At 58.8% G+C, this 25,448-nt stretch carries 28 protein-coding genes and 1 tRNA gene; 3 read left to right on the top strand and 26 right to left on the bottom strand.

Annotation, left to right across the window (positions count from 1 at the left end; all coding sequences use genetic code 11):
• Positions 1-7 precede the first annotated feature (7 nt).
• The 19 genes from der to trmJ all read right to left on the bottom strand — a co-directional run bounded on the left by der (position 8) and on the right by trmJ (position 16,677).
• Positions 8-1,480, bottom strand: coding sequence for a ribosome biogenesis GTPase Der (gene der / locus BLR20_RS09340; protein WP_003365072.1), 1,473 nt, complete (start codon positions 1,478-1,480; stop codon positions 8-10).
• Between the two features lie 138 nt (positions 1,481-1,618).
• Entirely contained in the window at positions 1,619-2,773 is a 1,155-nt protein-coding gene (gene bamB / locus BLR20_RS09345; RefSeq protein ID WP_010428301.1) for an outer membrane protein assembly factor BamB, read from the bottom strand.
• The gene (locus BLR20_RS09350) at positions 2,766-3,407 is read right to left on the bottom strand and encodes a YfgM family protein (RefSeq protein ID WP_002552488.1); all 642 of its coding nucleotides are present in this window, start codon (positions 3,405-3,407) and stop codon (positions 2,766-2,768) included. Before BLR20_RS09350 ends, bamB begins: the two co-directional genes overlap by 8 nt.
• 39 nt (positions 3,408-3,446) lie before the next feature.
• A complete protein-coding gene (gene hisS, locus BLR20_RS09355; RefSeq protein WP_032613729.1) occupies positions 3,447-4,736 on the bottom strand; it encodes a histidine--tRNA ligase in 1,290 nt (429 codons plus the stop codon).
• A 22-nt stretch (positions 4,737-4,758) separates the two neighbouring features.
• Positions 4,759-5,868 (bottom strand): flavodoxin-dependent (E)-4-hydroxy-3-methylbut-2-enyl-diphosphate synthase, encoded by a 1,110-nt coding sequence (gene ispG, locus BLR20_RS09360; RefSeq protein ID WP_003365075.1) that lies wholly within the window; start codon positions 5,866-5,868, stop codon positions 4,759-4,761.
• Between the two features lie 3 nt (positions 5,869-5,871).
• Positions 5,872-6,876: a RodZ domain-containing protein gene (locus BLR20_RS09365; RefSeq protein ID WP_054992950.1), complete on the bottom strand. Its 1,005-nt coding sequence runs from the start codon at positions 6,874-6,876 to the stop codon at positions 5,872-5,874.
• Complete coding sequence (gene pilW / locus BLR20_RS09370; protein WP_054992949.1) at positions 6,876-7,634, bottom strand: type IV pilus biogenesis/stability protein PilW; 759 nt, start codon at positions 7,632-7,634, stop codon at positions 6,876-6,878. The genes BLR20_RS09365 and pilW overlap by 1 nt, the downstream gene beginning before the upstream one ends.
• Positions 7,635-7,660: 26 nt before the next feature.
• Complete coding sequence (rlmN, locus tag BLR20_RS09375; RefSeq protein ID WP_003314177.1) at positions 7,661-8,809, bottom strand: dual-specificity RNA methyltransferase RlmN; 1,149 nt, start codon at positions 8,807-8,809, stop codon at positions 7,661-7,663.
• Positions 8,810-8,842: 33 nt separating this feature from the next.
• Positions 8,843-9,268, bottom strand: coding sequence for a nucleoside-diphosphate kinase (gene ndk / locus BLR20_RS09380; protein WP_002552482.1), 426 nt, complete (start codon positions 9,266-9,268; stop codon positions 8,843-8,845).
• Between the two features lie 96 nt (positions 9,269-9,364).
• A complete protein-coding gene (gene iscX / locus BLR20_RS09385; RefSeq protein ID WP_032613734.1) occupies positions 9,365-9,565 on the bottom strand; it encodes a Fe-S cluster assembly protein IscX in 201 nt (66 codons plus the stop codon).
• Positions 9,566-9,579: 14 nt separating this feature from the next.
• Complete coding sequence (gene fdx, locus BLR20_RS09390; protein WP_003314175.1) at positions 9,580-9,921, bottom strand: ISC system 2Fe-2S type ferredoxin; 342 nt, start codon at positions 9,919-9,921, stop codon at positions 9,580-9,582.
• Positions 9,922-9,924: 3 nt separating this feature from the next.
• Positions 9,925-11,787: a Fe-S protein assembly chaperone HscA gene (gene hscA / locus BLR20_RS09395; RefSeq protein ID WP_032613736.1), complete on the bottom strand. Its 1,863-nt coding sequence runs from the start codon at positions 11,785-11,787 to the stop codon at positions 9,925-9,927.
• Between the two features lie 44 nt (positions 11,788-11,831).
• Entirely contained in the window at positions 11,832-12,353 is a 522-nt protein-coding gene (gene hscB / locus BLR20_RS09400; protein ID WP_032613738.1) for a co-chaperone HscB, read from the bottom strand.
• Positions 12,354-12,363: 10 nt separating this feature from the next.
• Complete coding sequence (iscA, locus tag BLR20_RS09405) at positions 12,364-12,687, bottom strand: iron-sulfur cluster assembly protein IscA (RefSeq protein WP_003365093.1); 324 nt, start codon at positions 12,685-12,687, stop codon at positions 12,364-12,366.
• Positions 12,688-12,758: 71 nt separating this feature from the next.
• Positions 12,759-13,145, bottom strand: coding sequence for a Fe-S cluster assembly scaffold IscU (gene iscU, locus BLR20_RS09410; protein WP_002552476.1), 387 nt, complete (start codon positions 13,143-13,145; stop codon positions 12,759-12,761).
• A gap of 81 nt (positions 13,146-13,226) precedes the next feature.
• Positions 13,227-14,441, bottom strand: coding sequence for an IscS subfamily cysteine desulfurase (locus BLR20_RS09415; RefSeq protein ID WP_003409112.1), 1,215 nt, complete (start codon positions 14,439-14,441; stop codon positions 13,227-13,229).
• A gap of 44 nt (positions 14,442-14,485) precedes the next feature.
• Complete coding sequence (iscR, locus tag BLR20_RS09420) at positions 14,486-14,977, bottom strand: Fe-S cluster assembly transcriptional regulator IscR (RefSeq protein ID WP_002552474.1); 492 nt, start codon at positions 14,975-14,977, stop codon at positions 14,486-14,488.
• A 159-nt stretch (positions 14,978-15,136) separates the two neighbouring features.
• The gene (gene cysE, locus BLR20_RS09430) at positions 15,137-15,913 is read right to left on the bottom strand and encodes a serine O-acetyltransferase (protein ID WP_032613741.1); all 777 of its coding nucleotides are present in this window, start codon (positions 15,911-15,913) and stop codon (positions 15,137-15,139) included.
• Positions 15,913-16,677 carry a tRNA (cytosine(32)/uridine(32)-2'-O)-methyltransferase TrmJ gene (trmJ, locus tag BLR20_RS09435; RefSeq protein WP_032613743.1) on the bottom strand — a complete coding sequence of 255 codons (765 nt, stop codon included), beginning with the start codon at positions 16,675-16,677 and terminating at the stop codon, positions 15,913-15,915. The genes cysE and trmJ overlap by 1 nt, the downstream gene beginning before the upstream one ends.
• 215 nt (positions 16,678-16,892) lie before the next feature.
• On the opposite strand from trmJ, the gene suhB reads away from it, so the two are divergent.
• On the top strand, positions 16,893-17,708 hold the full coding sequence (suhB, locus tag BLR20_RS09440; protein WP_003314166.1) for a type III secretion system regulator SuhB: 816 nt from the start codon (positions 16,893-16,895) through the stop codon (positions 17,706-17,708).
• Positions 17,709-17,774: 66 nt separating this feature from the next.
• Here suhB and BLR20_RS09445 read toward each other — a convergent pair whose 3' ends face one another.
• From BLR20_RS09445 to queA, 6 genes are all read right to left on the bottom strand, one after another.
• Positions 17,775-18,314 (bottom strand): glycine zipper 2TM domain-containing protein, encoded by a 540-nt coding sequence (locus BLR20_RS09445; protein WP_002552471.1) that lies wholly within the window; start codon positions 18,312-18,314, stop codon positions 17,775-17,777.
• Between the two features lie 108 nt (positions 18,315-18,422).
• The gene (secF, locus tag BLR20_RS09450; RefSeq protein ID WP_003314165.1) at positions 18,423-19,334 is read right to left on the bottom strand and encodes a protein translocase subunit SecF; all 912 of its coding nucleotides are present in this window, start codon (positions 19,332-19,334) and stop codon (positions 18,423-18,425) included.
• Positions 19,335-19,343: 9 nt separating this feature from the next.
• Positions 19,344-21,212, bottom strand: a complete 1,869-nt coding sequence (gene secD / locus BLR20_RS09455) for a protein translocase subunit SecD (RefSeq protein WP_003409102.1) — start codon at positions 21,210-21,212, stop codon at positions 19,344-19,346.
• Positions 21,213-21,275: 63 nt separating this feature from the next.
• The gene (yajC, locus tag BLR20_RS09460; protein ID WP_002552468.1) at positions 21,276-21,611 is read right to left on the bottom strand and encodes a preprotein translocase subunit YajC; all 336 of its coding nucleotides are present in this window, start codon (positions 21,609-21,611) and stop codon (positions 21,276-21,278) included.
• Between the two features lie 53 nt (positions 21,612-21,664).
• A complete protein-coding gene (gene tgt, locus BLR20_RS09465; protein WP_086004366.1) occupies positions 21,665-22,780 on the bottom strand; it encodes a tRNA guanosine(34) transglycosylase Tgt in 1,116 nt (371 codons plus the stop codon).
• Positions 22,781-22,794: 14 nt separating this feature from the next.
• Positions 22,795-23,859, bottom strand: coding sequence for a tRNA preQ1(34) S-adenosylmethionine ribosyltransferase-isomerase QueA (gene queA / locus BLR20_RS09470; RefSeq protein ID WP_054992948.1), 1,065 nt, complete (start codon positions 23,857-23,859; stop codon positions 22,795-22,797).
• A 117-nt stretch (positions 23,860-23,976) separates the two neighbouring features.
• On the opposite strand from queA, the gene BLR20_RS09475 reads away from it, so the two are divergent.
• Positions 23,977-24,061 (top strand) — tRNA-Leu (locus BLR20_RS09475).
• Positions 24,062-24,227: 166 nt separating this feature from the next.
• On the top strand, positions 24,228-24,638 hold the full coding sequence (locus BLR20_RS09480) for a hypothetical protein (RefSeq protein WP_010428329.1): 411 nt from the start codon (positions 24,228-24,230) through the stop codon (positions 24,636-24,638).
• 158 nt (positions 24,639-24,796) lie between these two features.
• Here the strand turns inward: BLR20_RS09480 and BLR20_RS09485 are convergent, their stop codons facing one another.
• Positions 24,797-25,216, bottom strand: a complete 420-nt coding sequence (locus BLR20_RS09485) for a hypothetical protein (protein ID WP_054992947.1) — start codon at positions 25,214-25,216, stop codon at positions 24,797-24,799.
• Positions 25,217-25,448 lie beyond the last annotated feature (232 nt).

The raw sequence follows: 25,448 nt of genomic DNA on the forward strand, positions 1-25,448 counted from the left end.
TGCCGACTCAGCGCTTGTCGCGGCGCTTCTTGTCGGCCTTCTTGTGGTGCGACATCATCCGACGCTTCTTGTTGACCTGACGGTCGGTGAGCGTGTTCTTGTTGCCTTCATACGGGTTCTCGCCGCCCTTGAACTCGATACGGATCGGCGTACCGACCAGTTTGAGCACACGCCGGTAAGTGTTTTCCAGGTAACGGACGTAGGACTTGGGTACCTTCTCGACCTGGTTACCGTGGATCACGATCAGCGGCGGGTTGGCACCACCCAGGTGGGCGTAGCGCAGCTTGATGCGGCGGCTGCCGACCATCGGTGGCGCATGCTCGCTGACCGCATCTTCGAGAATCTGGGTCAGGCGGCTGGTCGGCCAGCGTGTGACCGCGGACTTGAACGAGTTCTGTACCGACTGATACAGGTTGCCCACGCCCGTGCCGTGCAGCGCGGAGATGAAGTGGATGTCGGCGAAGTCGACGAAGAACAACCGGCGCTCCAGCTCGATCTTCACAAAATCGCGTTCGCCCGGCGTCATGCCGTCCCACTTGTTCAGCGCGATGACCAGCGCACGACCCGCTTCAAGGGCGAAGCCCAGCAGGTTCAGGTCGTGGTCGACCACACCTTCGCGGGCATCCATCACAAAGATCACCACGTTGGCGTCCTTGATGGCCTGCAGCGTCTTGACCACCGAGAACTTTTCGACTTCCTCGTGGATCTTGCCGCGCTTGCGCACACCGGCGGTGTCGATCAGCGTGTACTTCTCTTCGTTACGCTCGAAGGGAATGTAGATACTGTCGCGCGTGGTGCCTGGCTCGTCATAGACGATAACCCGGTCTTCACCCAGCATGCGGTTGACCAGCGTCGACTTGCCCACGTTGGGACGACCAATGATGGCAATCTTGATGCCGTCTTTCTCGCTCGGGCCGGGAATGCGCTTGGCTTCCTGACCTTCGGCGACCTCCTCGACCTCAACGCCCTCTTCAGGCTCGTCCTCGTCCCTGGGGAATTCCCGCAGGGCGATTTCGAGCATCTGCGAGATGCCACGACCGTGGGCACCGGCCACCGGAATGGCGTCACCCAGACCCATCGGGCTGAACTCGGCACGCGCCAGGTTCTCGTCGATGTTGTCGATCTTGTTGGCAACCACGTAGGAACGCTTGTTGCGCTTGCGCAGGTGCTCACCAATCATCTGATCAGCAGCGGTGTAGCCCGCACGGGCGTCCACCAGAAACAGCACCACATCGGCTTCTTCAATGGCCAGCAGCGACTGCTCGGCCATCTTTTCGTCCATGCCATGCTCGTCACCGGAGATACCGCCGGTGTCGATCAGAATATAGGAGCGCCCTTGCCACTTCGCCTCTCCGTATTGGCGATCACGGGTAAGACCGGACAGATCGCCGACAATGGCGTCGCGAGTCCTGGTCAGGCGATTGAACATGGTGGACTTGCCGACGTTCGGTCGACCCACCAGGGCGATTACGGGAACCATGCGGCTCTCCACTTCGTTATTTCAGAAAATACAAAAGCCGCTGCAGGGCAGCGGCCGGAGTTCGGGGCGATGCCACAAAGGCACCGCAGCCTTGCCGAAGCAAGGGCACCCGGGGCCATTGGCCCCGGGCATGGACACTTATTGCTTGATGGTCAGGGCTTCCAGTTTGCCGCTGTTGCCATACACGTAAATCATGTCCCCAACCACCAGCGGACGAGCACGCAGGCCGTCGCTGTCGATACGTTCGCGACCGACAAAACGACCGTCCACCTGGCTCAACAGGTGCAGGTAGCCTTCCATGTCACCGACCGCTACATAGCTGGAATACACTTCCGGTGCGCCGAGCTGGCGGCGAGCCAGTGATTCGTTGCTCCACAGTGCAGAGGACGAACGCTCGTCGATACCTTCGACAGTACCGGAGGCCAGAGTGGCGTAGACGCTGCCAAAGCCCTGGGCGACACCCGAGTAGCTCGAAGCATCACGCTGCCAGAGCACACGACCGCTTTCCAGATCGAGACCGGCGACGCGACCCTGATAGGTAGCGACGTACAGGGTACCGCCGGACAGCAGCAGGCCGCCGTCGATATCGACAACGCGATCCAGTTCCGAGCGACCTTGCGGGATAGCAACACGCTGTTCCCAGATCGGCACGCCGTTGGTGATATCCAGAGCGACTACCTTGCCGGTCGACAGACCTGCCACGGCAAGACGGTTGGTTGCCAGTGGAGCACCCGTGCCGCGCAGGGTAAGCACCGCTGGCGTACTTTCGTAGATCCAGAGCTGCGAACCGGTAGAAGCGTCGAAACCGACGATGCGGTCATCCTGAGTCTGGACAACAACCACAGAACCGTTGGTGGCAGGCGGAGCCAGTACTTCACTGGTCACGCGAGCGCGCCACTTTTCCTCACCGGACGTGGCGTCCATGGCAATCACTTCACCCTTGAGGGTGCCGATCATTACCAGGCCATAGCCCACGCCGACTGCACCGGAAACGGGCAGGTCGAGATCCTTCTTCCAGATCACGTCGCCGGTCAGACGGTCCAGCGACACGACTTCTCCAGTGACGTCAGCCGCATAGATGCGGTCGCCATCAATGGCCGGCACGAGCATGTTGTAAGTCTTGCCCTGGCCGTCGCCAACGGAACGGCTCCACTGCTTGTGCAAAACCACTTCTTCTTTGAAGTCGGTCAGCTCGGCCGGAGGCAATTCCTTTTTGCTGTTGCTGCTGCAACCCGCGGCCAGAATGGCCAGAGCCAGCAATGCTGCATGTTTCCAACGAATCACGTCACGCATCCCCTTTCGCCAGATCGTCGAGCTTCATTTGCAGGCCACCCACTGCTGCGTCTTCGGACAGAGCAGATTTGGCCTTTTGGTATGCAGCATACGCCTCGTCGGTACGACCCAGCTGTACCAGCAGGTCACCCTTGAGTTCTTCACGACTGGCGAGGAAAGCCTTGTCGGCATCGCCGTCGAGCAGCTTCAGCGCGTCATCGGTCTTGTTCTGCGCAGCCAGCACGCGCGCCAGACGCTGACGGGCAATCTCGCCCAGCGTGTCGTTGGCAGGCTTGTCGGCCACGGTTTTCAGCTCGGCTGCAGCATCATCCAGCTTGCCGGCATCGACCGCCACCTTGGCGACGAACAGGCTACCGAACTGTGCGTAGGTAGTGCCACCGAATTCGCTTTTCAGTTTGCCGGAGATCTCGGCGACACGTGCGGTGTCTGCCTGGCCACTGGGCGTCAGTGCGGTTTCCAGCAACTGCTGATAAAGCATCGAGGCGCCTTGCGACTGGCTGGCCTGATACCTGTGCCAGAACTGCCAACCCAGAACCACGACCAGCGCCAGCAGACCACCGGTCAACAGAGGTTTGCCGTTGCGCTGCCACCAGTCCTTCATTACCGCCAGCTCTTCATCTTCGGTACCCGACACCCCAATACTCCTATTCGCTAAACGGCTGTTAAATCAGCTTCAACCCTGCACGACGCAGGAGGCCAGGTGCTCTGACAGAGCATCCCAGGAAATATTTTGTTGTTCACCCTGGCCACGCAGGGGTTTGACGCCAATGACCTTTGCCGCCAGTTCTTCTTCGCCGAGGATCAGCGCGTACAGCGCACCGCTCTTGTCGGCTTTCTTGAACTGGCTCTTGAAGCTGCCGGCACCGGCGTTGACCTGCAACCGCAGGGTCGGCAACTGATCACGCACCTTTTCGGTAAGTGCCAGGGCCGCCAGTTCGGCCGCTTCGCCAAACGCGCACAGGTAGACATCGACCTGACGGGCAATTTCTTCCGGCACCTGCTCAAGGGTTTCAAGCAGTAGAACCAGTCGCTCGATACCCATCGCGAAACCGACGCCTGCAGTAGGCTTGCCGCCCATCTGCTCGACCAGTCCATCGTAACGACCGCCTGCACAGACCGTACCCTGAGCACCGAGTTGATCGGTGACCCATTCGAAAACGGTCTTGCTGTAGTAATCCAGGCCACGCACCAGCTTCGGATTGATCACATAAGGAATACCGGCTGCGTCCAGACGGGCCTTCAGGCCTTCGAAGTGAACGCGGGATTCGTCATCCAGATAGTCCGCCAGTTTCGGCGCATCGACCAGCACAGCCTGGGTTTCAGGGTGCTTGGTGTCCAGCACGCGCAGCGGGTTGGTTTTCAGTCGGCGCTGGCTGTCTTCGTCCAGTTGGTCGAGACGTGCCGAGAGGTATTCGACCAGCGCATCGCGGTAACGCGCACGCGCCTCGCTGGTGCCCAGGCTGTTCAGCTCAAGCTTGACGGCGTTGCGAATGCCCAGCAGGCCCCACAGGCGCCAGGTCATGACAATCAGTTCGGCATCGATATCCGGACCGTCAAGGTTGAAAACTTCTACACCGATCTGGTGAAACTGACGATAACGGCCTTTCTGTGGACGCTCGTGACGGAACATCGGACCGATGTACCACAGTTTCTGAACCTGGCCGCCGCCAGTGATGCCGTGCTCGAGGACTGCGCGCACGCACGCGGCAGTGCCTTCAGGGCGCAGGGTCAGAGAGTCGCCGTTGCGGTCGGCGAAGGTGTACATCTCTTTCTCGACGATATCGGTCACTTCACCGATGGAGCGCTTGAACAGCTCGGTGAATTCGACGATAGGCATACGAATCTGCCGGTAACCGTAGTTATCCAGCAGACGTGCAACAGTGCCTTCAAAGTGACGCCACAGTGGCGTCTGCTCGGGCAGAATGTCGTTCATGCCACGAATGGCTTGTAGAGACTTACTCACAGAAAATCCTTAGCAATCCGGGTTAGCCGCGCACGATGACCGAGGCGTCGGCTTCGGCTTTTTCAGCCGCTTTCTCGCGAATCAAGCGTTCCAGCTCATTCACGAGATTGTCATTGGTCAGTTTCTGCGCGGGTTTGCCGTCGATGTAGATCAGGTTCGGCGTGCCACCGGTGAGGCCGATATGCGCCTCCTTGGCTTCGCCCGGACCATTGACCACACAACCGATGACCGCGACATCCAGCGGAACCAGCAAATCCTCGAGGCGACCTTCCAGCTCGTTCATGGTCTTGACCACATCGAAGTTCTGCCGCGAGCAGCTCGGGCAGGCGATGAAGTTGATTCCACGCGAACGAAGGCGCAACGATTTGAGGATGTCGTACCCGACCTTCACTTCCTCGACCGGGTCAGCCGCCAGCGAGATGCGGATAGTATCGCCAATTCCCTCGGCAAGCAGCATACCGAGACCGACAGCCGATTTCACCGTACCAGAACGCAGGCCACCGGCTTCGGTGATGCCCAGGTGCAGCGGCTGAACAATCTCTTTGGCCAGCAGACGATAGGCAGCGACAGCCATGAAGACATCGGAAGCCTTGACGCTGACCTTGAAGTCCGGAAAGTTCAGGCGCTCCAGGTGCTCGACATGGCGCAGCGCAGATTCTACCAGGGCCTCTGGCGTAGGCTCGCCGTACTTCTTCTGCAGGTCTTTTTCCAGCGAACCGGCATTGACGCCGATGCGGATCGGGATGCCCCGATCACGCGCAGCATCGACCACGGCACGGACACGGTCTTCACGACCGATATTGCCCGGGTTGATACGCAGACAGTCAACGCCCAGCTCCGCCACACGCAGGGCAATGCGGTAATCGAAGTGGATATCGGCGACCAGCGGCACCTTGACCAGTTGCTTGATGCGGCCAAAGGCTTCGGCAGCGTCCATGTCCGGCACCGACACACGCACGATGTCGACACCCGCGGCTTCCAGACGATTGATCTGCGCCACGGTAGCGGCCACATCGTTGGTGTCGCTGTTGGTCATGCTCTGCACCGCGATCGGCGCATCACCACCGACCGGTACGGAACCGACCCATATTTTTCGGGATTCGCGACGCTTGATTGGAGATTCGCCGTGCATGACTTATTGCCCTAGCTTCAGGCGAGCAGTTTCGCCGCTGGTAAAAGGTGCTACATCCACAGACTGACCGTTGTAGCTGACCTGCGCGCCGCGCGCATAGCCAAGACGCAGGGTCAACGGTGGCTTGCCGCTGACATCCAGGCTGTCGCCCTTGCGCTTGAGACCGCTGACCAGCACTTTGCCGTTTCCGTCAGTGACCTGGGTCCAGCAATCGGCAACGAACTGTACGGTCACCTGACCGGCACCCGCCATGACAGGCGCTGGCTGCTCGGCAGGTGCAGTCGGCATCGAAGGCACGGTCGGCGCAGCAACGGGAGCTTGCGGCGTGCTCGCCGGTGGCGTGGCGGCAGCAGGCGTCTGTGGTTGTGCGGTTGCGTGACTTGTAGCGTTGGAAGCCGGGGCCGCAGGCGCAGCAGCGGGTGCCTCACTGGCAGGCGCACCGGTATTCAACGGCAAGGAAGTTTGTCCGGAGGCAGGCGTTTCGGCCACAGCAGGCTCTTCCGGCTCGTCAAGCGGGTGAATCTGCGTAGTGCCGTCAGCGCTTTCGACTTCGACATGCTCCATGTTCAGCCCGGACTGGTCCTTGCCGCGCAAGGTGGCCTGATCCTGCCACCAGAAGAAACCGCCGCCGACCAGGATCACCAGCAACAGCAGGCTGACAATACGCAGAATGTTGTGCGACAGCCTGACCGGCTCTTCGATACGGCCCAGCGCGTGAACCGAACTGCCTTTGCCGTCGGTGCCGGTGAACTGATCGAACTGCTCGACCAGCGCCGTCTGATCAAGGTCAAGCAGTTTGGCGTAGGCGCGCACATACCCCCGGGCGAACGTATGCCCGGGCAGCTTTTCAAACTGGCCGTTCTCCAGATTGGTCAGGGAGGTCACGGTGAGATTGAGTCTCAAGGCCACATCTGGCAGCGACCAGCTCCTGCTCTCGCGGACCTGGCGCAGGGTTTCTCCAGGGTTCACGCGATTGGTTGCTACAACTTCGGGATGCGCCGCTTTCATCATTGCTCCGACAGGTATTGCTGATATTCCGGCGTACCGGGATAGAGTCTTTTCAACAGCAGACCATAGCTGGCTGCCTTGTTACGATCATCATATATCTTCGCCAACCGTGTACCGAGCAATAGACTACGTGCATTTTGCTCGCTGAGTTGGCTAAAACGGTCGTAATAGTCACGCGCTGGCACATATTGCTTGTCTTCGTAGGACAGCTGAGCCATTTCCAGCAAGGATACTGGCAACTGCCGGTCCAGGCGCAATGCCTTGGTAAATTGCTCGCGAGCCTGCTCGCGGTTGCCCAGCTTCAGCGAGGTCATGCCCAGGCTTTCAAAAACCCGTGACCGCTCAGGATACAGGTTGTCGGCAGCCGCCTGTTCAAAACGCTCGTAGGCTTCCTTGTAACGCTTTTGCTCGAACAGAAAGCTGCCGTAATTGTTGACGATACGTGTTTCGTTATTGCTGGCGGCCAATGCCTTGCGAAAGTACTGCTCTGCCAGCTCCGGCTCCATCTCGGTCTGAAATACCAGAGCCAGTGCGGCGTTGGCCTGCGCATCGGAGCTGTCGAGTTCGAGCGCCTTCTTCAGAGGAACCTTAGCCCGCTCGGTCTGCCCCTGCTGAAAATACCCCAGCCCGAGCTGCACATAAGCCTTGCGCGCTTCCTCGCGCCCCTGAGCCGTCGTCAACGGGTTGACGTTGCCTGTGGACACGCATGCTGTCAGCAAGACGACAAAACATAGCAGCAGCGAGGCACGCACAGACATGGAGTCTCTCTCGGTCAGGTTCGCAGTCAGGTTCGAGTCACCGCAACAGGGGCCGCATCGGCCTCGGCGCTCAACTCACGCACGGCTATATAGCGTTCGCTACGGCGTGTGCGGTCCATCACCTGCCCGACCAGTTGGCCGCATGCAGCATCGATGTCCTCACCGCGCGTGGTGCGCACAGTGACGTTATAACCGGCCTGATGCAACAGATCCTGAAAACGACGAATCGCGTTATTGCTGGGACGCTCGTAACCGGAGTGCGGAAACGGGTTGAACGGGATCAGGTTGATCTTGCAAGGCGTGTCCTTGAGCAGTTCGATCATCTCGACCGCGTGTTCTACCTTGTCGTTGATGTCCTTGAGCATGGTGTACTCGATGGTGAGCACACGTTTTTCGCCCAGACTGGACATGTAGCGACGGCAGGACTCGAGAAGCACTTTCAACGGGTATTTCTTGTTGAGCGGCACCAACTGGTTGCGCAGCGCATCGTTCGGTGCGTGCAGCGACAAGGCCAGGGACACGTCGATGTGCTTGGAAAGCTCATCGATCATCGGTACCACACCGGAAGTGGACAAGGTCACCCGGCGTTTGGAAATGCCATACCCCAGGTCATCCATCATCAGATGCATGGCGGCAATGACATTGTCGAAGTTCAGCAGCGGCTCACCCATGCCCATCATCACCACGTTGGTGATGGCACGGTCGACGGTAGCCGGGACGCTGCCAAAGGATTTGTTGGCAATCCACACCTGACCGATGACTTCGGCGGCGGTGAGGTTGCTGTTGAAGCCTTGCTTGCCCGTGGAGCAGAAACTGCAATCCAGGGCACAACCCGCCTGGGACGAAACACACAAGGTGCCGCGCTTGCCCTGCGGAATGTAGACGGTCTCGACACAGCTGCCGGACTCTACGCGCACGACCCATTTACGGGTGCCGTCGCTGGAGATGTCCTCGCTGACCACTTCAGGACCGCGAACTTCAGCACAGGCCTTGAGCTTTTCGCGCAGGGCCTTGCTGACGTTCGTCATCGCGTCGAAATCGTCGACGCCGAAGTGGTGAATCCACTTCATGACCTGACCGGCACGGAAGCGCTTCTCCCCGATAGAGTCGAAGAATTTCTCCATTTCCTGTTGAGTCAGCCCCAGCAGGTTGGTTTTACCAGTCGATGCAATCATGAATTCACCCTTCACTCGTCAGTCAAAAATGACTTAGCGAGCGGTTACTTCGGTAGCTGCGAAGAAGTACGAGATTTCGCGAGCGGCGGCTGCTTCGGAATCGGAGCCGTGAACAGCGTTGGCGTCGATGGAATCAGCGAAGTCAGCACGGATGGTGCCGGCAGCAGCTTCTTTAGGGTTGGTAGCGCCCATCAGCTCGCGGTTCAGAGCGATAGCGTTTTCGCCTTCCAGAACCTGAACGACAACCGGACCGGAGATCATGAAGGCAACCAGGTCGCCGAAGAAACCGCGAGCGCTGTGCTCAGCGTAAAAACCTTCAGCTTCGGCCTTGGACAGTTGCTTCAGCTTGGAAGCGACAACGCGCAGACCGGCTTTTTCGAAACGAGTGGTGATCTCGCCGATTACGTTCTTGGCAACGGCGTCAGGCTTGATGATGGAGAAAGTACGTTGAACAGCCATGGTGAAACTCCAGAAGCAGTGATTGAAGCGAAAAATTAAACCCGCGAATTATACGCGGGTTCTGGTGTATTGCCTAACTGCGCGCGTTACTGAACGTCAATCCAGCTCTTCGATCCACAATGTCTGGATCGCCTCCAAGACCTTTTCCCCGCTGCGGTCCCGGTGGTCATCGAATTCAGGCAAGGCCATGACCAGATCACGCAGCCTGGGGAAACTGACGGTGAGCGGATTTACTTCCGGGTGGCTTTCAGCCAGCTGGATGGCGATTTCCTGCACATCAACCCATTTGAGACTCATGAGCAATCCTTGAATCAGTGCGGCGCTTCAGCGGCGTGGTTGAGCGAATACTTGGGTATTTCGACCGTGAGGTCTTCGTTGCCGACAATGGCCTGACAGGACAGACGCGACTGTGGTTCCAGCCCCCACGCCTTGTCGAGCATGTCTTCTTCCAGCTCATCGGCTTCATTCAGCGAATTGAACCCTTCGCGAATGACGCAATGACAGGTGGTGCACGCACACACGCCACCACAGGCGCTTTCAATCTCGATGTGGTGCTCGTGGGCAATGTCGAGAATAGACGTGCCGGGCTCCACTTCTACAACCAGCCCGTCCGGGCAATGCTCGGCGTGGGGCAGAAAAATCACCTGCGGCATCAGTTATTCCTCAATCTCATTCAAGTTGCGCCCGGCCAGTGCGGCTTTTACCGTCGAATCAAGGCGTCGGGCAGCAAATGCATCGGTCACCTGCGACAGACGCTTGGTCTGCTGCTCGATGGCATAACCATCGGTGCCTTGCATCAGTTCACGGAGTTCGTCCATCTGCAGGTTGATGACCAGACGCTCTTCCTCGTCGAGAAGACGCTCGCCATCGGCTTCCAGGGCACCCTGTACAGCCTCGAGCAGGCGCTCGGCATCGACCTGATGTTCACGCAGCACACGAGCGACCTTGTCGTCGCCGGCATACTCGAAGGAATCCTTGAGCATGCGAGTGACCTCGTCATCCGTCAGCCCGTAGGAAGGCTTGACCTGAATGCTCGACTCGATGCCCGAGCCCATTTCACGCGCCGAGACGCTGAGCAGACCGTCAGCATCTACCTGGAAGGTGACACGAATCTTTGCCGCACCTGCGACCATCGGCGGAATGCCACGCAGCTCGAAGCGCGCCAGCGAACGACAGTCGCTGATCAATTCACGCTCGCCCTGCAGGACATGAATCTTCATGGCCGTCTGGCCATCCTTGTACGTGGTGAATTCCTGACCACGCGCCACAGGAATGGTGGTGTTGCGCGGAATGACCTTCTCCATCAGCCCACCCATGGTTTCCAGCCCCAGCGAGAGCGGAATCACATCGAGGAGCAGCAGTTCGCCACCGTCACGCTTGTTGCCGGCCAGGGTATCGGCCTGGATCGCAGCCCCGATGGCCACCACTTGATCCGGGTCGATCTCGGTCAACGGCTGACGACCGAACAGCTCGGCCACCGCTTCGCGTACTCGTGGAACACGGGTCGAACCGCCGACCATGACCACTGCCTCGACTTCTTCAAGCTCGATACCGGTGTCACGGACCGCGCGGCGACAGGCCTTGAGACTGCGCGCAATCATAGGTTCGATCAGCGCATTGAGCGCCTCGCGAGTCAGCGTGCCACGCCACTCGCCGTAGACGACCTCGACAGACTCGGCGTCAGTCAGCGCTTCCTTGGCCGAGCAGGCAGCCTGCAGCAGGCTGCGTTGCGCAGAAGGGTCAATATCGGCAGACAGACCGGCATCAGTAACGATCCAGCTGGCTATCGCATGATCAAAGTCATCGCCACCCAAAGCGGTATCGCCGCCAGTGGCCAGTACTTCAAACACACCACCGGTCAGACGCAGAATCGAGATATCGAAGGTTCCGCCGCCCAGGTCATAGATGGCAACGACGCCTTCGGCCTTTTGATCCAGACCGTAGGCAACGGCAGCAGCCGTGGGCTCATTGAGCAGGCGCAACACGTTGAGGCCTGCGAGTCTGGCAGCGTCCTTGGTCGCCTGACGCTGAGCGTCATCGAAATAGGCAGGAACGGTGATCACCGCGCCTACCAGCTCGCCACCCAGCGAGGCTTCTGCGCGCTGGCGCAGGACCTTGAGGATATCGGCGGAGACTTCGACCGGGCTTTTCGGCCCCTGCACGGTGTCGATGAACGGCATGTGCGACTCGCCGCCGACAAACCGGTACGGCAGTTGCTCGCCCAGCTGCTTGACGTCGGTCAGACCGCGCCCCATGAGACGCTTGACCGACAGAACGGTGTTGAACGGGTCCTGGGAGGCGGCGACTTTCGCTGACTGCCCTACTTCGACACGATCAGCGTGATAGCGCACGGCAGACGGCAGAATGACCTGCCCATCTGCATCGGCCAGCGGTTCGGACAGGCCGCTGCGTACTGCAGCAACCAGAGAATTGGTAGTGCCCAGGTCGATACCCACAGCCAGACGACGCTGGTGCGGTTGAGGACTCAGGCCGGGTTCGGCGATCTGCAGTAAAGCCATGCTGTTCAGAATAATCACTGGCGCGCGGCCGAAGCCGCGCGGGGTTAATCGTCGAGGCGCTCTTCTAACTGGCGCACTTCGTGAGAAAGCTTGTCGAGAAACTGCATACGCCGCATCAGCTTTTCAGCGTGCTCGCGTTGTGCAGCATCATTCCAACAGGCCGCGAAGCTCTGGTTCAGTTCGTCCTGAGCGACCTTGAGCTGACGCTTGAAGGTCGCAACGCCGGCCAGATCAGCCTCGTCCTGCAAGTCCTCGAGGTCTTCGCGCAATTGCATCTGCTGCAGAAGAAACTCGGGATCATGCACCGTGACTTCGAGCGGCACTTCGTTGCCGTTCATTGCCAACAGGTAGCGCGCCCTTTTCGGCGGGCTTTTCAGGGTCTGATAGGCCTCGTTGAGACTGGCCGAGCGCTCCAGCGCAACACGCTGCTCACGCTCGGGGGCATCCGCAAAACGATCCGGGTGCACGTTGCGCGCAAGCTCGCGGTAGCGCGTAGCCAACTGATCAAGATCAAGCTGAAACTCGGGCTTGAGGTCGAACAGGGCGAAGTGACAGGGAGTACCCACAATAAAAGCCTCAGACGTTGAAGCTTTCGCCACAGCCGCACTCACCGCGCGAGTTGGGATTGTTGAACTTGAAGCCTTCGTTCAACCCTTCGCGCACGAAGTCGAGCTCGGTGCCATCCAGATAGACCAGACTTTTCGGGTCAATGATCACCTTGACGCCGTGCATTTCAAACACGGTGTCTTCGCTGGCCGCCTCATCGACGAACTCGAGCACATAGGCAAGACCTGAACAGCCTGTGGTGCGGACACCCAGACGAACGCCGTCACCCTTGCCGCGCCCCTCGAGGGAGCGTCGTACGTGGTTAGCGGCAGCTTCTGTCATGCTGATAGCCATCGGAACTCCTTAGCCTGTTGCATTAGCCTGTTGCAGTTAACTCTGTCGCAAGCCTCTCTTGAAAAGCCTGCTTACAGCAGACCTTTCTTCTGCTTGTAATCGCGAACGGCCGCCTTGATGGCGTCTTCAGCGAGTACCGAGCAGTGAATCTTCACCGGCGGCAGTGCCAGCTCTTCAGCCAGCTGAGTGTTCTTGATGGTCTCTGCTTCATCCAGAGTCTTGCCTTTCATCCACTCGGTCGCCAGGGAGCTGGACGCAATGGCCGAACCACAGCCATAGGTCTTGAACTTGGCGTCTTCGATAACGCCCTGCTCGTTGACCTTGATCTGCAGGCGCATCACGTCGCCGCACGCAGGAGCGCCGACCATGCCGGTGCCAACATCAGGATCTTCCGCGTTCATCTTGCCGACGTTACGTGGATTTTCGTAGTGGTCGATGACCTTTTCGCTGTAAGCCATGATTCTATTCCTCTCACATCAGGGAGCCGCTCTGCAGGTCACGCGCAATGGCGCATGACCTGTGTTGGAGGCGACTTTAAATTAGTGCGCCGCCCACTCGATCTTGGAGATGTCGACGCCGTCTTTGAACATGTCCCACAGCGGCGAAAGTGTGCGCAGCCGGGTGACAGCCTCGCAAACCTTCTGCGCGGCGTAATCGATTTCTTCTTCGGTGCTGAAACGGCCGAAGGTGAAACGAATCGAGCTGTGCGCCAGCTCATCGTTGCGACCCAGGGCACGCAGTACGTACGAAGGCTCAAGCGAGGCCGAGGTACAGGCCGAACCGGACGATACCGCCAGATCCTTGAGCGCCATGATCAGCGACTCGCCTTCGACGTAGTTGAAGCTCAGATTCAGGTTGTGCGGTACGCGTGCAGTCAGGCTGCCGTTGACGTACAGCTCTTCCAGATTTTCGACCTGCTTGAAGAAACGATCGCTGAGTGCCTTGATGCGCACGTTTTCAGCAGCCATTTCTTCCTTGGCGATACGGAAGGCTTCGCCCATGCCGACGATCTGGTGGGTGGCCAGGGTGCCGGAACGCATGCCGCGCTCGTGACCGCCGCCGTGCATGGTCGCTTCAAGGCGAACACGCGGCTTGCGGCTGACGTAGAGTGCGCCGATGCCTTTCGGGCCGTAGGTCTTGTGAGCAGAGAACGACATCAGGTCAACCTTGAGGCTGGCCAGATCGATTTCAACCTTGCCGGTCGACTGCGCGCCATCGACGTGGAACAGCACACCACGCGAACGGGTCAGTTCACCGATCGCGGCGATATCGTTGATCGTGCCGATCTCGTTGTTCACATGCATGATCGAAACCAGAATGGTGTCGTCACGCAGTGCCGCTTCAATCATCGAAGGCGTGATCAGACCGTCTTCACCCGGCTCGATGTAGGTCACTTCGAAACCTTCGCGTTCCAGCTGGCGAGTGGTGTCGAGGACAGCCTTGTGTTCAACCTTGGAGGTGATCAGGTGCTTGCCTTTGCTGGCGTAGAAATGCGCAACACCCTTGATGGCCAGGTTGTTGGATTCGGTAGCACCCGAGGTCCAGACGATTTCGCGAGGATCGGCGCTGACCAGGTCGGCGACCTGACGACGGGCGTTCTCGACCGCTTCTTCGGCTTTCCAGCCAAAGACGTGGGAGCGCGAGGCCGGGTTACCGAAGTTTCCTTCGACGGTCAGGCAATCGATCATTTTCTGCGCGACACGCGGATCGACAGGGGTCGTCGCGGAGTAGTCGAGGTAAATTGGCAATTTCATTGAAGCTCTCCTATCAGGCAGGCGCACCGCTCATTCATCTGCGTTCATTCGACGGCGGACGTTTCGATCTTACCCAGTTGCGACATGTGGTTATGACCACGGCGCATATCCTGGCGCTGAGCGACTTCTTGTACCTCACGGCGAGTGACAAGATCCGCCAAGCTGATACCACTTAGAAATTCGTGAATCTGCTGGCTCAGATCGCACCACAGGTGGTGGGTCAGGCAGGTATCGCCAGCGTGGCAATCGCCCAGACCCTGACACCGCGTGGCATCGACCGATTCATTGACTGCATCGACAACCTGAGCAACCTGGATGCCTTTCATGTCGCGCGACAGCTGGTAACCACCACCCGGACCGCGAACACTGGAAACCAGATTGCCGCGACGCAGCTTGGCGAACAGCTGCTCGAGGTAGGACAGGGAAATCCCCTGCCGCTCGGAGATGTCGGCCAGAGACACTGGCCCGTTCTGCGCGTGCAACGCCAGGTCAAGCATGGCTGTTACAGCGTATCGGCCTTTAGTAGTCAGTCGCATGGCGTATACCGCAGAGGTTCGGAATGAGAGCGAGTATGCTATTCCCGAGTAAATGAGTCAACTATTAGACCAAGTAAAACAGTCGGGATTAGCGAAAAGTGCGGGCTGCATCATAGCAAAGGTGCGGCGCAATGGCACGCACCCCGGCCGCCCTGGGACCTAGCCGATCTTGCCTTCCTGGCAGTCCTTGACGCAGTCGAAAACCTCGTCACGCAGCTCCGGCAGCTCCTTGGCGCGGTAATCGCTGCCAAGCCTGCCGAGCGCATCGCACATGCCCTCAAGACGCCCGTCGACAGCCTGCAAATGGTCGAGCAACTGGCCAATGGCGCGCGCGACCGGATCAGGCATATCCGCACTGACACCATAGGCATCGAAGCCGAGTTTTTCAGCCATGGCCTTGCGCCTGGCCTCGACCTCGTCGTCCGACTTGACGATGATCCGTCCCGGAATACCCACTGCGGTTGCGCCCGCAGGCACGGCCTTGGTGACCACTGCGTTGGAGCCGATCTTGGCACCCGCCCCCACCGTGAATGGCCCGAGCACCTTGGCACCCGCCCCGACCACTACACCATCTTCCAGCGTCGGATGGCGCTTGCCGGCATTCCAGCTGGTGCCACCCAGGGTTACGCCCTGATAAAGGGTGACGTCATTGCCGATCTCGGCGGTTTCACCGATCACGATGCCCATGCCGTGGTCGATGAAAAAACGGCGGCCGATGCGCGCACCCGGATGGATCTCGATACCGGTCATCCAGCGGCCGAAGTTCGACACCACCCGTGCCGGCCATTTCCAGCCCTTGCGCCACAGAATGTGGGCGAAGCGATGCAGCCATATGGCGTGCATCCCCGGATAGCAGGTCAGGACCTCAAACGCGTTGCGCGCCGCAGGATCGCGGTGGAACACGCTTTGAATGTCTTCTCGCAGACGCTCGAACATTACTGATCCTTTCGCTTGTAGGGTTCACCGCGTGCGGCTTTCTGGGTCTCAGTGAGCACACCGCGCAGGATACTCAGCTCGGATCGCTCGACTTCACTACGCCCATACAGCCTGCGCAGCCGGGCCATCAGATGCCGTGGCTTTTCGGGATCAAGAAAGCCGATGGCTACAAGCGTGGCTTCAAGGTGGGTATAGAAACCTTCCATTTCATCCATCGTCGCCAGCTCGGCATCGTGCGCCGATGCAGGCCTTGAAGCCTCGCCCTGCTCTGCGGCGGCCAGCCAGGCCACACGCACCTCATAACTGAGCACCTGTACGGCAGCCGCCAGATTCAGAGAACTGAACGTCGGGTCTGACGGGATGTGCACATGGAAGTGACAGCGCTGCAGCTCTTCGTTGGTCAGGCCCGCATGTTCGCGACCGAACACCAGCGCCACCTCAGCACCCTCGCCGGCCCGCTCGATGACTTTTTCACCCGAGGCACGCGGATCCAGCATAGGCCACGGCAGGCTTCGATCCCGCGCACTGGTGCCCAGCACCAGACGGCAGCCGAACAGCGCTTCCTCGAGGGTCGCCACCACCTGCGCACCCTCGAGAATGTCGGTAGCGCCGGACGCACGCGCATCGGCATCAGGCGAAGGGAAGATCCGCGGATCGACCAGCACCAGGCGCGAAAGCCCCATGTTTTTCATGGCGCGAGCAGCCCCGCCGATATTTCCGGGATGGGTAGTGCCGACCAGGACAACACGAATGTTCTGCAACAAGGCGAACGCTCACTGACACGAATTAGGGGTGCAAATCTTACAGAAACGGCTCGGCTAACGCTATGAAGCCGTGCGGGCCGCAACAGTAGAATCGACCGCACCGGACGCAAAAAAACACACACGAACCTGACAACCGTAACAACGCAAGGCTGGAAATAATTCGAATCAGCCCATAGAATGCCCGGCTCTCTTTAACAACCTTAGGTGAATTATCCATGCAGCCCATGCTGAATATCGCGCTGCGCGCCGCCCGCAGCGCCAGCGAATTGATTTTCCGCTCCATCGAGCGCCTGGATACCATCAAGGTTGACGAAAAAGAAGCCAAAGACTACGTAACAGAGATCGACCGCGCCGCCGAGCAAAGCATCATCACCGCTCTGCGCAAGGCCTACCCGACTCACGGCATTCTCGGCGAAGAAAGCGGCCTGCACGAAGGCAGCGGCGAAGGCACCGACTACCTGTGGATCATCGACCCACTGGACGGCACCACCAACTTCGTTCGCGGCATCCCGCACTTTGCCGTCAGCATCGCCTGCAAATACCGCGGCCGCCTTGAGCACGCCGTGGTTCTCGACCCGGTCCGCCAGGAAGAATTCACCGCCAGCCGTGGTCGTGGCGCAGCCTTGAACGGTCGCCGCCTGCGCGTCAGCCAGCGCAAGAGCCTGGAAGGCGCCCTGCTCGGTACCGGCTTCCCATTCCGTGACAACCAGATGGACAACATCGAGAACTACCTGGGCATGTTCCGCAGCCTGGTAGGCCAGACCGCCGGCATCCGCCGCGCCGGTGCTGCCAGCCTCGACCTGGCTTATGTAGCTGCCGGTCGCTTCGATGCGTTCTGGGAGTCGGGCCTGTCCGAGTGGGACATGGCTGCAGGCGCTCTGCTGATTCAGGAAGCAGGCGGTCTGGTCAGCGATTTCACCGGTGGTCACGACTTCCTCGAGAAAGGCCACATCGTTGCCGGCAACACCAAGTGCTTCAAGGCAGTACTGACTGCGATCGCACCGCACCTGCCAGCTTCGCTCAAGCGTTAAGCTGCAGGCATAAAAAAACCGGCGCAAGCCGGTTTTTTTATGTCTTGTGAAGCTCAGCGGCTGGCGTTACTGCGCCTGACCCAATATCAGCTGACCGTTCTTGTCGACCGGAATCTGGCTACCCGGATCACGCTCCATACGAACCTGACCCACCTTCTCGTTCAACTTGTACTTGACGTTGTAGCCCACAACCTTGTCGCTCACATCGTTGACCGTTGTGCAGCGGTTCTGCGTAGTGGTGTAGGTATCACGCTCCTGCATGCCTTCCTGAACCTTGTTGCCCGCATAGCCACCACCTACCGCACCCGCGACTGTAGCGATCTTCTTGCCGTTACCGCCACCGATCTGGTTACCCAGCAAGCCACCGGCAACCGCGCCAATAACGCTACCGACGATCTGGTGCTGGTCCTTGACCGGCGCCTGACGGGTAACGGTTACGTCCTTGCAAACTTCACGGGGGGTTTTGATCTGCTGGTTGATCGGCTCTACCGCCAATACATCCGCATACTCAGGACCACCCTTGACCAAGCTATAGGTGGCAACGGCGCCGCCAGCCGTCACGACAGCAGCACCTAACACAGCACCAACAAGCATAGACTTGTTCACTTGAACCTCCTGACCAATCGAAACGCAGCATGACTGCGCAATGCCTAGCCTTGGAGCATAAAAAAAGGCGCGAGTTCAGCACTCGCGCCTTTTTTATGATGGCCGGACCTACGGGAGGTCGTCAGCCTTCTCGACAACCACTGGAGGAATCAGATCCTCGGTGGTCAGGTTCAGCCAGATCAGCACCACGTTGGCGATGTAGATCGACGAGTAGGTACCCGCCAGTACACCGATGAACAACGCGATGGAGAAGCCTTCCAGGCTGTCACCACCAAATACCCACAATGCCACGATCGCCAACAGGGTCGAAACCGAGGTAGCAATGGTACGCAGCAGTGTCTGCGTGGTGGAGATGTTGATGTTCTCGATCAGCGAAGCCTTGCGCAGCAGACGGAAGTTTTCGCGTACCCGGTCGAAGACCACGATGGTGTCGTTCAGCGAGTAACCGATGATCGCCAGCACTGCCGCCAGCACCGTCAGGTCGAAGGTGATCTGGAAGAACGACAGGATACCCATCGTCACCACCACGTCGTGGATCAGCGAGATGATCGCCCCGACTGCGAATTTCCACTGGAAGCGGAATGCCAGGTAGATCAGCACACCGCCCAGCGCCATCAGCATGCCGAGGCCGCCCTGATCGCGCAGCTCTTCACCCACCTGTGGGCCGACAAATTCGACACGCTTGACCACCGCCGGGTTATCGGCACCAGCCTTGCGTAGCGCCTCGGCAACCTGAGTGCCCAGCTGCGGGTCTTCGCCCGGCATGCGCACCAACAAGTCAGTGGTGGCGCCAAAGCTCTGTACAACGGCTTCGTGATAGCCCGCCGAAACCAGCTCCTGACGGACCTTGCCCAGGTCGGCGGGACGTTCGTAGGTCAGCTCGATGAGCGTACCGCCGGTGAAGTCCAGACCAAAGTTGAGCCCTTTATGGAACCAGCTGAACAACGCCAGTGCGGTAAGGAGCATCGTGATGGCGAACGCAACATTGCGAACGCCCATGAAGTTGATGGTACGTAACATGGCAGCCCCTTAAATCCACAACTTCTTGAAGTCACGACCGCCGTAGATCAGGTTGACCATAGCGCGGGTCACCATGATGGCCGTGAACATCGAGGTAAAGATCCCGAGCGACATGGTCACCGCAAACCCTTTGACCGGGCCGGTGCCCATCGCAAAGAGAATGCCGCCGACCAGCAGCGTCGTCAGGTTGGCGTCGAGGATCGCCGTGTAGGCACGATCGAAACCTTCGTTGATAGCACGCTGAACCGTCATGCCGTTGGCGATCTCTTCACGAATACGCGAGAAGATCAGCACGTTGGCGTCCACCGCCATACCCATGGTCAACACGATACCGGCGATACCCGGCAGGGTCAGTGTGGCGCCCAGCAAGGACATCAATGCCAGCAGCATGACCATGTTGAGGGCCAGTGCCACGGTAGCGATCAGACCGAAGAAGCGGTAGATCGCCATGATGAACAGCGAGACGAACAGCATGCCCCACAGGGAAGCGTCGATACCCTTGGTGATGTTGTCGGCACCCAGGCTAGGACCGATGGTGCGCTCTTCAGCGAAGTACATCGGTGCCGCCAGACCACCGGCACGCAACAGCAGCGCCAGCTCGGAAGATTCACCCTGGCCGTTCAGACCGGTAATCCGGAACTGGCTGCCCAGTGGCGACTGGATGGTCGCCAGGCTGATGATCTTCTTGTCTTCCTTGAAGGTCTGCACCGGCACGTCTTTCTCGACGCCGTTGACCATCTGCTTGGTATAGGTGGTGGTCGGACGCTGCTCGATGAAGATCACCGCCATGCTGCGCCCCACATTGCTGCGGGTTGCACGGCTCATCAGTTCGCCACCGTGACCATCGAGGTTGATGTTCACCTGAGGACGACCATGCTCGTCGAAGCTGGCCTTGGCGTCAGTCACCTGATCACCGGTAATGATCAGACCACGCTCCACCGCCGCTGCCGGACGACCGCCTTCGCGGAACTCGAACATCTCGGTGGTGCCTTTCGAATCATCCGGGCCTGCACCCAGACGGAACTCGAGGTTGGCGGTCTTGCCCAGAATACGCTTGGCTTCGGCCGTGTCCTGCACACCCGGCAGCTCGACCACGATGCGGTTGGCACCCTGGCGCTGAACCAGCGGCTCGGCAACACCCAGCTCGTTGACCCGGTTACGCACAGTGGTCAGGTTCTGCTTGATCGAGTATTCGCGAATCTCGGCCAGCTTGGCCGGCGTCAACGCCATGCGCAGTACCGGGATACCGTTCAGCTCGGCAGGCGTGATTTCGAAATCGGTAAAGGTCTTGCGTACCAGTGCACGCGCCTGCTCACGCTCTGCATCGTCGGTAAAGCCAAGCTGAATCACATTGCCCAGCTGCGGCAGGCTGCGATAACGCACCTTTTCCTTGCGCAACAGGGATTTGACTTCGCCTTCGTAGACTTTCAGACGTGCATCGATTGCCTTGTCCATGTCGACTTCCAGCAGGAAGTGCACACCGCCGGACAGGTCGAGACCGAGCTTCATCGGGCTTGCACCCAGGTTACGCAACCAGGTCGGCGTGGTACGCGCCAGGTTCAGTGCGACGACGTAGTCGTCACCCAACGCCTTGCGCACGACATCCTTGGCTGGCAACTGGTCTTCCTGCTTGCTCAGACGCAACAAACCGCCCTTGCCATTCTCGGCCAGAGAAGAAGCCTTGACCGAGATGCCAGCATCGGCAAGCGCCTTGGCTGCACGATCCACGTCCGCCTGATTGACCTGCAGCGCAGTGCTTGCGCCGCTGATCTGAATGGCAGAATCATCAGGGTAGAGATTGGGTGCGGAATAAATAAAACCGACCACCAGCACCGCCAGGATCAGTACGTATTTCCACAGAGGGTATTTGTTCAGCATCACGCCGCCCGCTTAAAACGCGGGGCGCCTTGCGCGCCCCGTCGATGGGTAAAAAGTTGTTGCTCAGATCGCTTTCAGGGTGCCTTTAGGCAGAGTGGCCGCGATGGCGCCCTTCTGGATTTTCAGCTCAACGGTGTCAGACACTTCGATAACCACGAAGTCATCGGTCACTTTGTTGATTTTGCCCGCGATACCGCCACTGGTGACAACTTCGTCGCCTTTCTGCAGGTTGCCCAGCAGGTTTTTCTGCTCTTTGGCGCGCTTGGCCTGTGGACGCCAGATCATCAGGTAGAAGATGACCAGGAAGCCGACCAGGAAGATCCACTCGAAACCACTGCCCGCAGGACCGGCAGCCGGTGCAGCAGCATCCGCAAAAGCGGGAGAGATGAAAAAGCTCATTTGTCGCTCCAGTTACATAATTAGTATAAAAAGCAGGAAAAACTCGTTCTGTTTCAACCCAGAGGCGGCGTTGGGAGGCCGCGTTTGGCATAGAAGGCATCGACGAAGGCGGCCAATGTACCCTGTTGAATAGCCTCGCGCAAACCAGCCATAAGCAGCTGGTAGTGCCGCAAATTGTGGATTGTATTGAGCATGCTCCCCAGCATTTCCCCGCACTTGTCCAGGTGATGCAGATAAGCGCGCGAGAAGTTCTTGCAGGTGTAGCAATCGCAGGTCGGGTCCAGCGGCGTATTGTCGTGGCGATGGAACGCGTTACGGATTTTCAATACGCCCGTATCGGTGAACAGATGGCCGTTGCGGGCATTGCGGGTGGGCATCACGCAGTCGAACATGTCGACGCCACGACGCACACCTTCGACCAGATCTTCCGGCTTGCCTACGCCCATCAGGTAACGAGGTTTGTCTGCCGGCATGAGGCCTGGCAGGTAGTCCAGCACCTTGATCATCTCGTGCTTGGGTTCGCCTACCGACAGGCCACCGATCGCCAGACCGTCGAAACCGATTTCGTCCAGGCCTTCCAACGAGCGCTTGCGCAGGTTCTCGTGCATGCCGCCCTGAACGATGCCGAACAGCGCGGCGGTGTTTTCGCCGTGGGCAATCTTGGAACGCTTGGCCCAGCGCAACGACAGCTCCATGGAGACACGCGCCACATCTTCATCGGCCGGGTAAGGCGTGCATTCGTCGAAGATCATCACAACGTCCGAACCCAGATCGCGCTGGACCTGCATCGACTCTTCCGGCCCCATGAACACCTTGGCACCATCGACCGGAGAGGCAAATGTCACGCCCTCTTCCTTGATCTTGCGCATGGCGCCCAGGCTGAACACCTGAAAACCGCCGGAGTCGGTCAGGATCGGCCCCTGCCATTGCATGAAATCGTGCAGGTCGCCGTGGCCCTTGATGACCTCGGTACCCGGACGCAGCCACAGGTGGAACGTATTGCCCAGAATCATCTGCGCACCGGTCGCCTCGATATCACGGGGCAGCATGCCCTTGACCGTGCCATAGGTGCCCACTGGCATGAACGCCGGGGTTTCCACCACGCCACGCGGGAAGGTCAGCCGACCGCGACGGGCTTTGCCATCGGTGGCCAACAACTCGAAAGACATACGACAGGTGCGACTCATGCGTGATCCTCTGGTGCCGATTCCTGTGGGGCCGTCGGCGCGGGATTGCGGGTGATGAACATCGCATCACCGTAACTGAAGAAGCGGTAGCCGTGTTCGATGGCCGCCGCGTAGGCCGCCATCGTCTCGGGATAACCGGCGAACGCCGAAACCAGCATCAACAGCGTGGATTCAGGCAAATGGAAATTGGTCACCAGGGCATCGACCACGTGAAACGGCCGGCCTGGATAGATGAAGATGTCGGTATCGCCGCTGAACGGCTTCAATACGCCATCACGCGCGGCACTCTCCAGCGAGCGCACACTGGTGGTCCCGACGGCAATCACCCGCCCGCCCCGTGCACGGCACGCGGCCACAGCGTCGACCACGTCCTGGCCCACTTCCAGCCATTCGCTGTGCATGTGGTGATCTTCGATCTGCTCGACACGCACGGGCTGGAACGTACCTGCCCCGACATGCAGGGTGACGAACGCGGTTTCCACGCCCTTGGCGGCAATCGCCTCGAGCAGCGGCTGATCGAAATGCAGGCCGGCAGTCGGCGCAGCCACAGCACCCGCACGCTGCGCATAAACGGTCTGATAGCGCTCGCGGTCCGCGCCTTCATCCGGACGGTCTATATAAGGAGGCAACGGCATATGGCCGACACGCTCCAGCAGCGGCAGCACTTCTTCGGCAAAGCGCAGCTCGAACAGCGCGTCGTGCCGCGCCACCATCTCGGCCTCGCCGCCGCCATCGATCAGAATCGACGAGCCCGGCTTTGGCGATTTGCTGGAGCGCACATGGGCCAGCACACGATGGCTGTCCAGCACGCGCTCGACCAGAATCTCCAGCTTGCCGCCGGAGGCCTTCTGCCCGAAAAGGCGTGCGGGAATGACACGGGTATTGTTGAACACCATCAAATCGCCCGGGCGCAGATGCTCGAGCAAATCAGTGAATTGACGGTGTGCCAGCGCCCCCGTCGGCCCATCAAGGGTCAACAGACGACTGCTGCGACGCTCGGCCAGTGGATGGCGAGCAATCAGGGAATCGGGGAGTTCGAAGGTAAAGTCAGCGACGCGCATGATCGGGTTCGTTTAGCAGGGCCGGGAAGTTTATCCGGTTTGACGGCATTAGTAAAAAACCTGCGTAAATCCCTGTTGACCAACAGAAAACTCATCCTTATACTTCGCCGCCATTGAGCCCTGATGGCGGAATTGGTAGACGCGGCGGATTCAAAATCCGTTTTCGAAAGAAGTGGGAGTTCGATTCTCCCTCGGGGCACCACCTTTAAAAAAGACCTTGAATTTCAAGGTCTTTTTTTTCGTCTGCTGGAAAGTGCCCTGACTGAATCCGCGATTTGCCCACCTGCCCGGAATCGGCCGCAGAACACCCAGAGTCGCCTTCCGGCGCAGCATGTGGGAACGGAAGTCACACAACCAAGGATAACGCCATGAACAAGATCGTCTACGTAAAAGCTTACTTCAAACCCATTGGAGAAGAGGTCACGGTTAAGGTGCCTACCGGCGAAATCAAACAAGGCTTTTTCGGCGAGAAAGAAGTAACGAGAAAAGAGACCCAATGGCAGCAAACCGGCTGGTCTGACTGTGAGATAGACGGTGAACGGCTATCGAAAGACGTCGAAGACGCAGTGGCGCGACTCAATGCTGACGGTTATGAGATTCAAACGGTATTGCCTATATTGTCCGGGGCGTATGATTATGCGCTCAAATACCGATACGAAATACGTCACGATAGATCTGTCTTGAACTCAGGAGATCAGTCATATGTCTTCGGTTATGGCTACAGCTTCACCGAAGGTGTGACTCTGGTGGCGAAAAAATCTCAGTCATCTGCAAGCTGAATAAATAATAGTGACTTCCTGTCACTGACGCCGCTCTGCCCTTTGATACGAAAACGCCTGCCTCAACAAGCGGCAAGCGTGCTCACGCGCAAAAGACCTGCCCGTATCAGCAAGCGCAAGACGCTCGCTTCCACGAAATAACACGACAGGTCGCGTTGCTACTTTTTGGCGGCAGAGGACGCTCCACCGCCGTATTTGTCGGTGTTGTTGTCGTTATCAAGATCGCGGTCATTTCCGCCGAAGGCCGCATCCGTGTGGTGATCGTTGTCCATGTCCTTGTCGTTACCACCAAACGCCGCATCCGTGTGATTGTCGTTGTCAAGGTCCTGGTCGTTGCCACCAAACGCCGCGTCGGTGTGGTGGTCATTGTCCATATCTTTGTCATTACCGCCAAATGCCGCGTCAGTCACGTTGTCGTTATCCAGGTCTCTGTCGTTGCCGCCACAGGTGGCGTCGGTGCTGTTGTCGTTGTCCAGATCACAATCGTTTACAGCGTAAGCAGGTAATGAAGTCCCCACGATGGTCAACGCAAGAAGAAGGCCGCCGATCTTTGCAGTCAGAGTTTTATACGCACGCATCACTGTTTATCCCTGAAGGTAGAGGAAAAGTACGAGGGTGATTGAATACCGTGATCCGTCAGTCAGACCGTCTGGCTCTAGTTCATTTACCAGACGCTCCGAGCCCGTCTAATCCCGAACGCTTGTGCGGTGCAGTTTTAGACCTGCGCTCTTGAAAATTAGTCATAGGCAGAGTGATGAGTTTTTTATTGCTTAACGTGCGAATCGATACATTATCGTCGTCCGTCCGAAG

It is taken from the genome of Pseudomonas congelans (assembly GCF_900103225.1).
Lineage (GTDB): Bacteria > Pseudomonadota > Gammaproteobacteria > Pseudomonadales > Pseudomonadaceae > Aquipseudomonas > Aquipseudomonas congelans.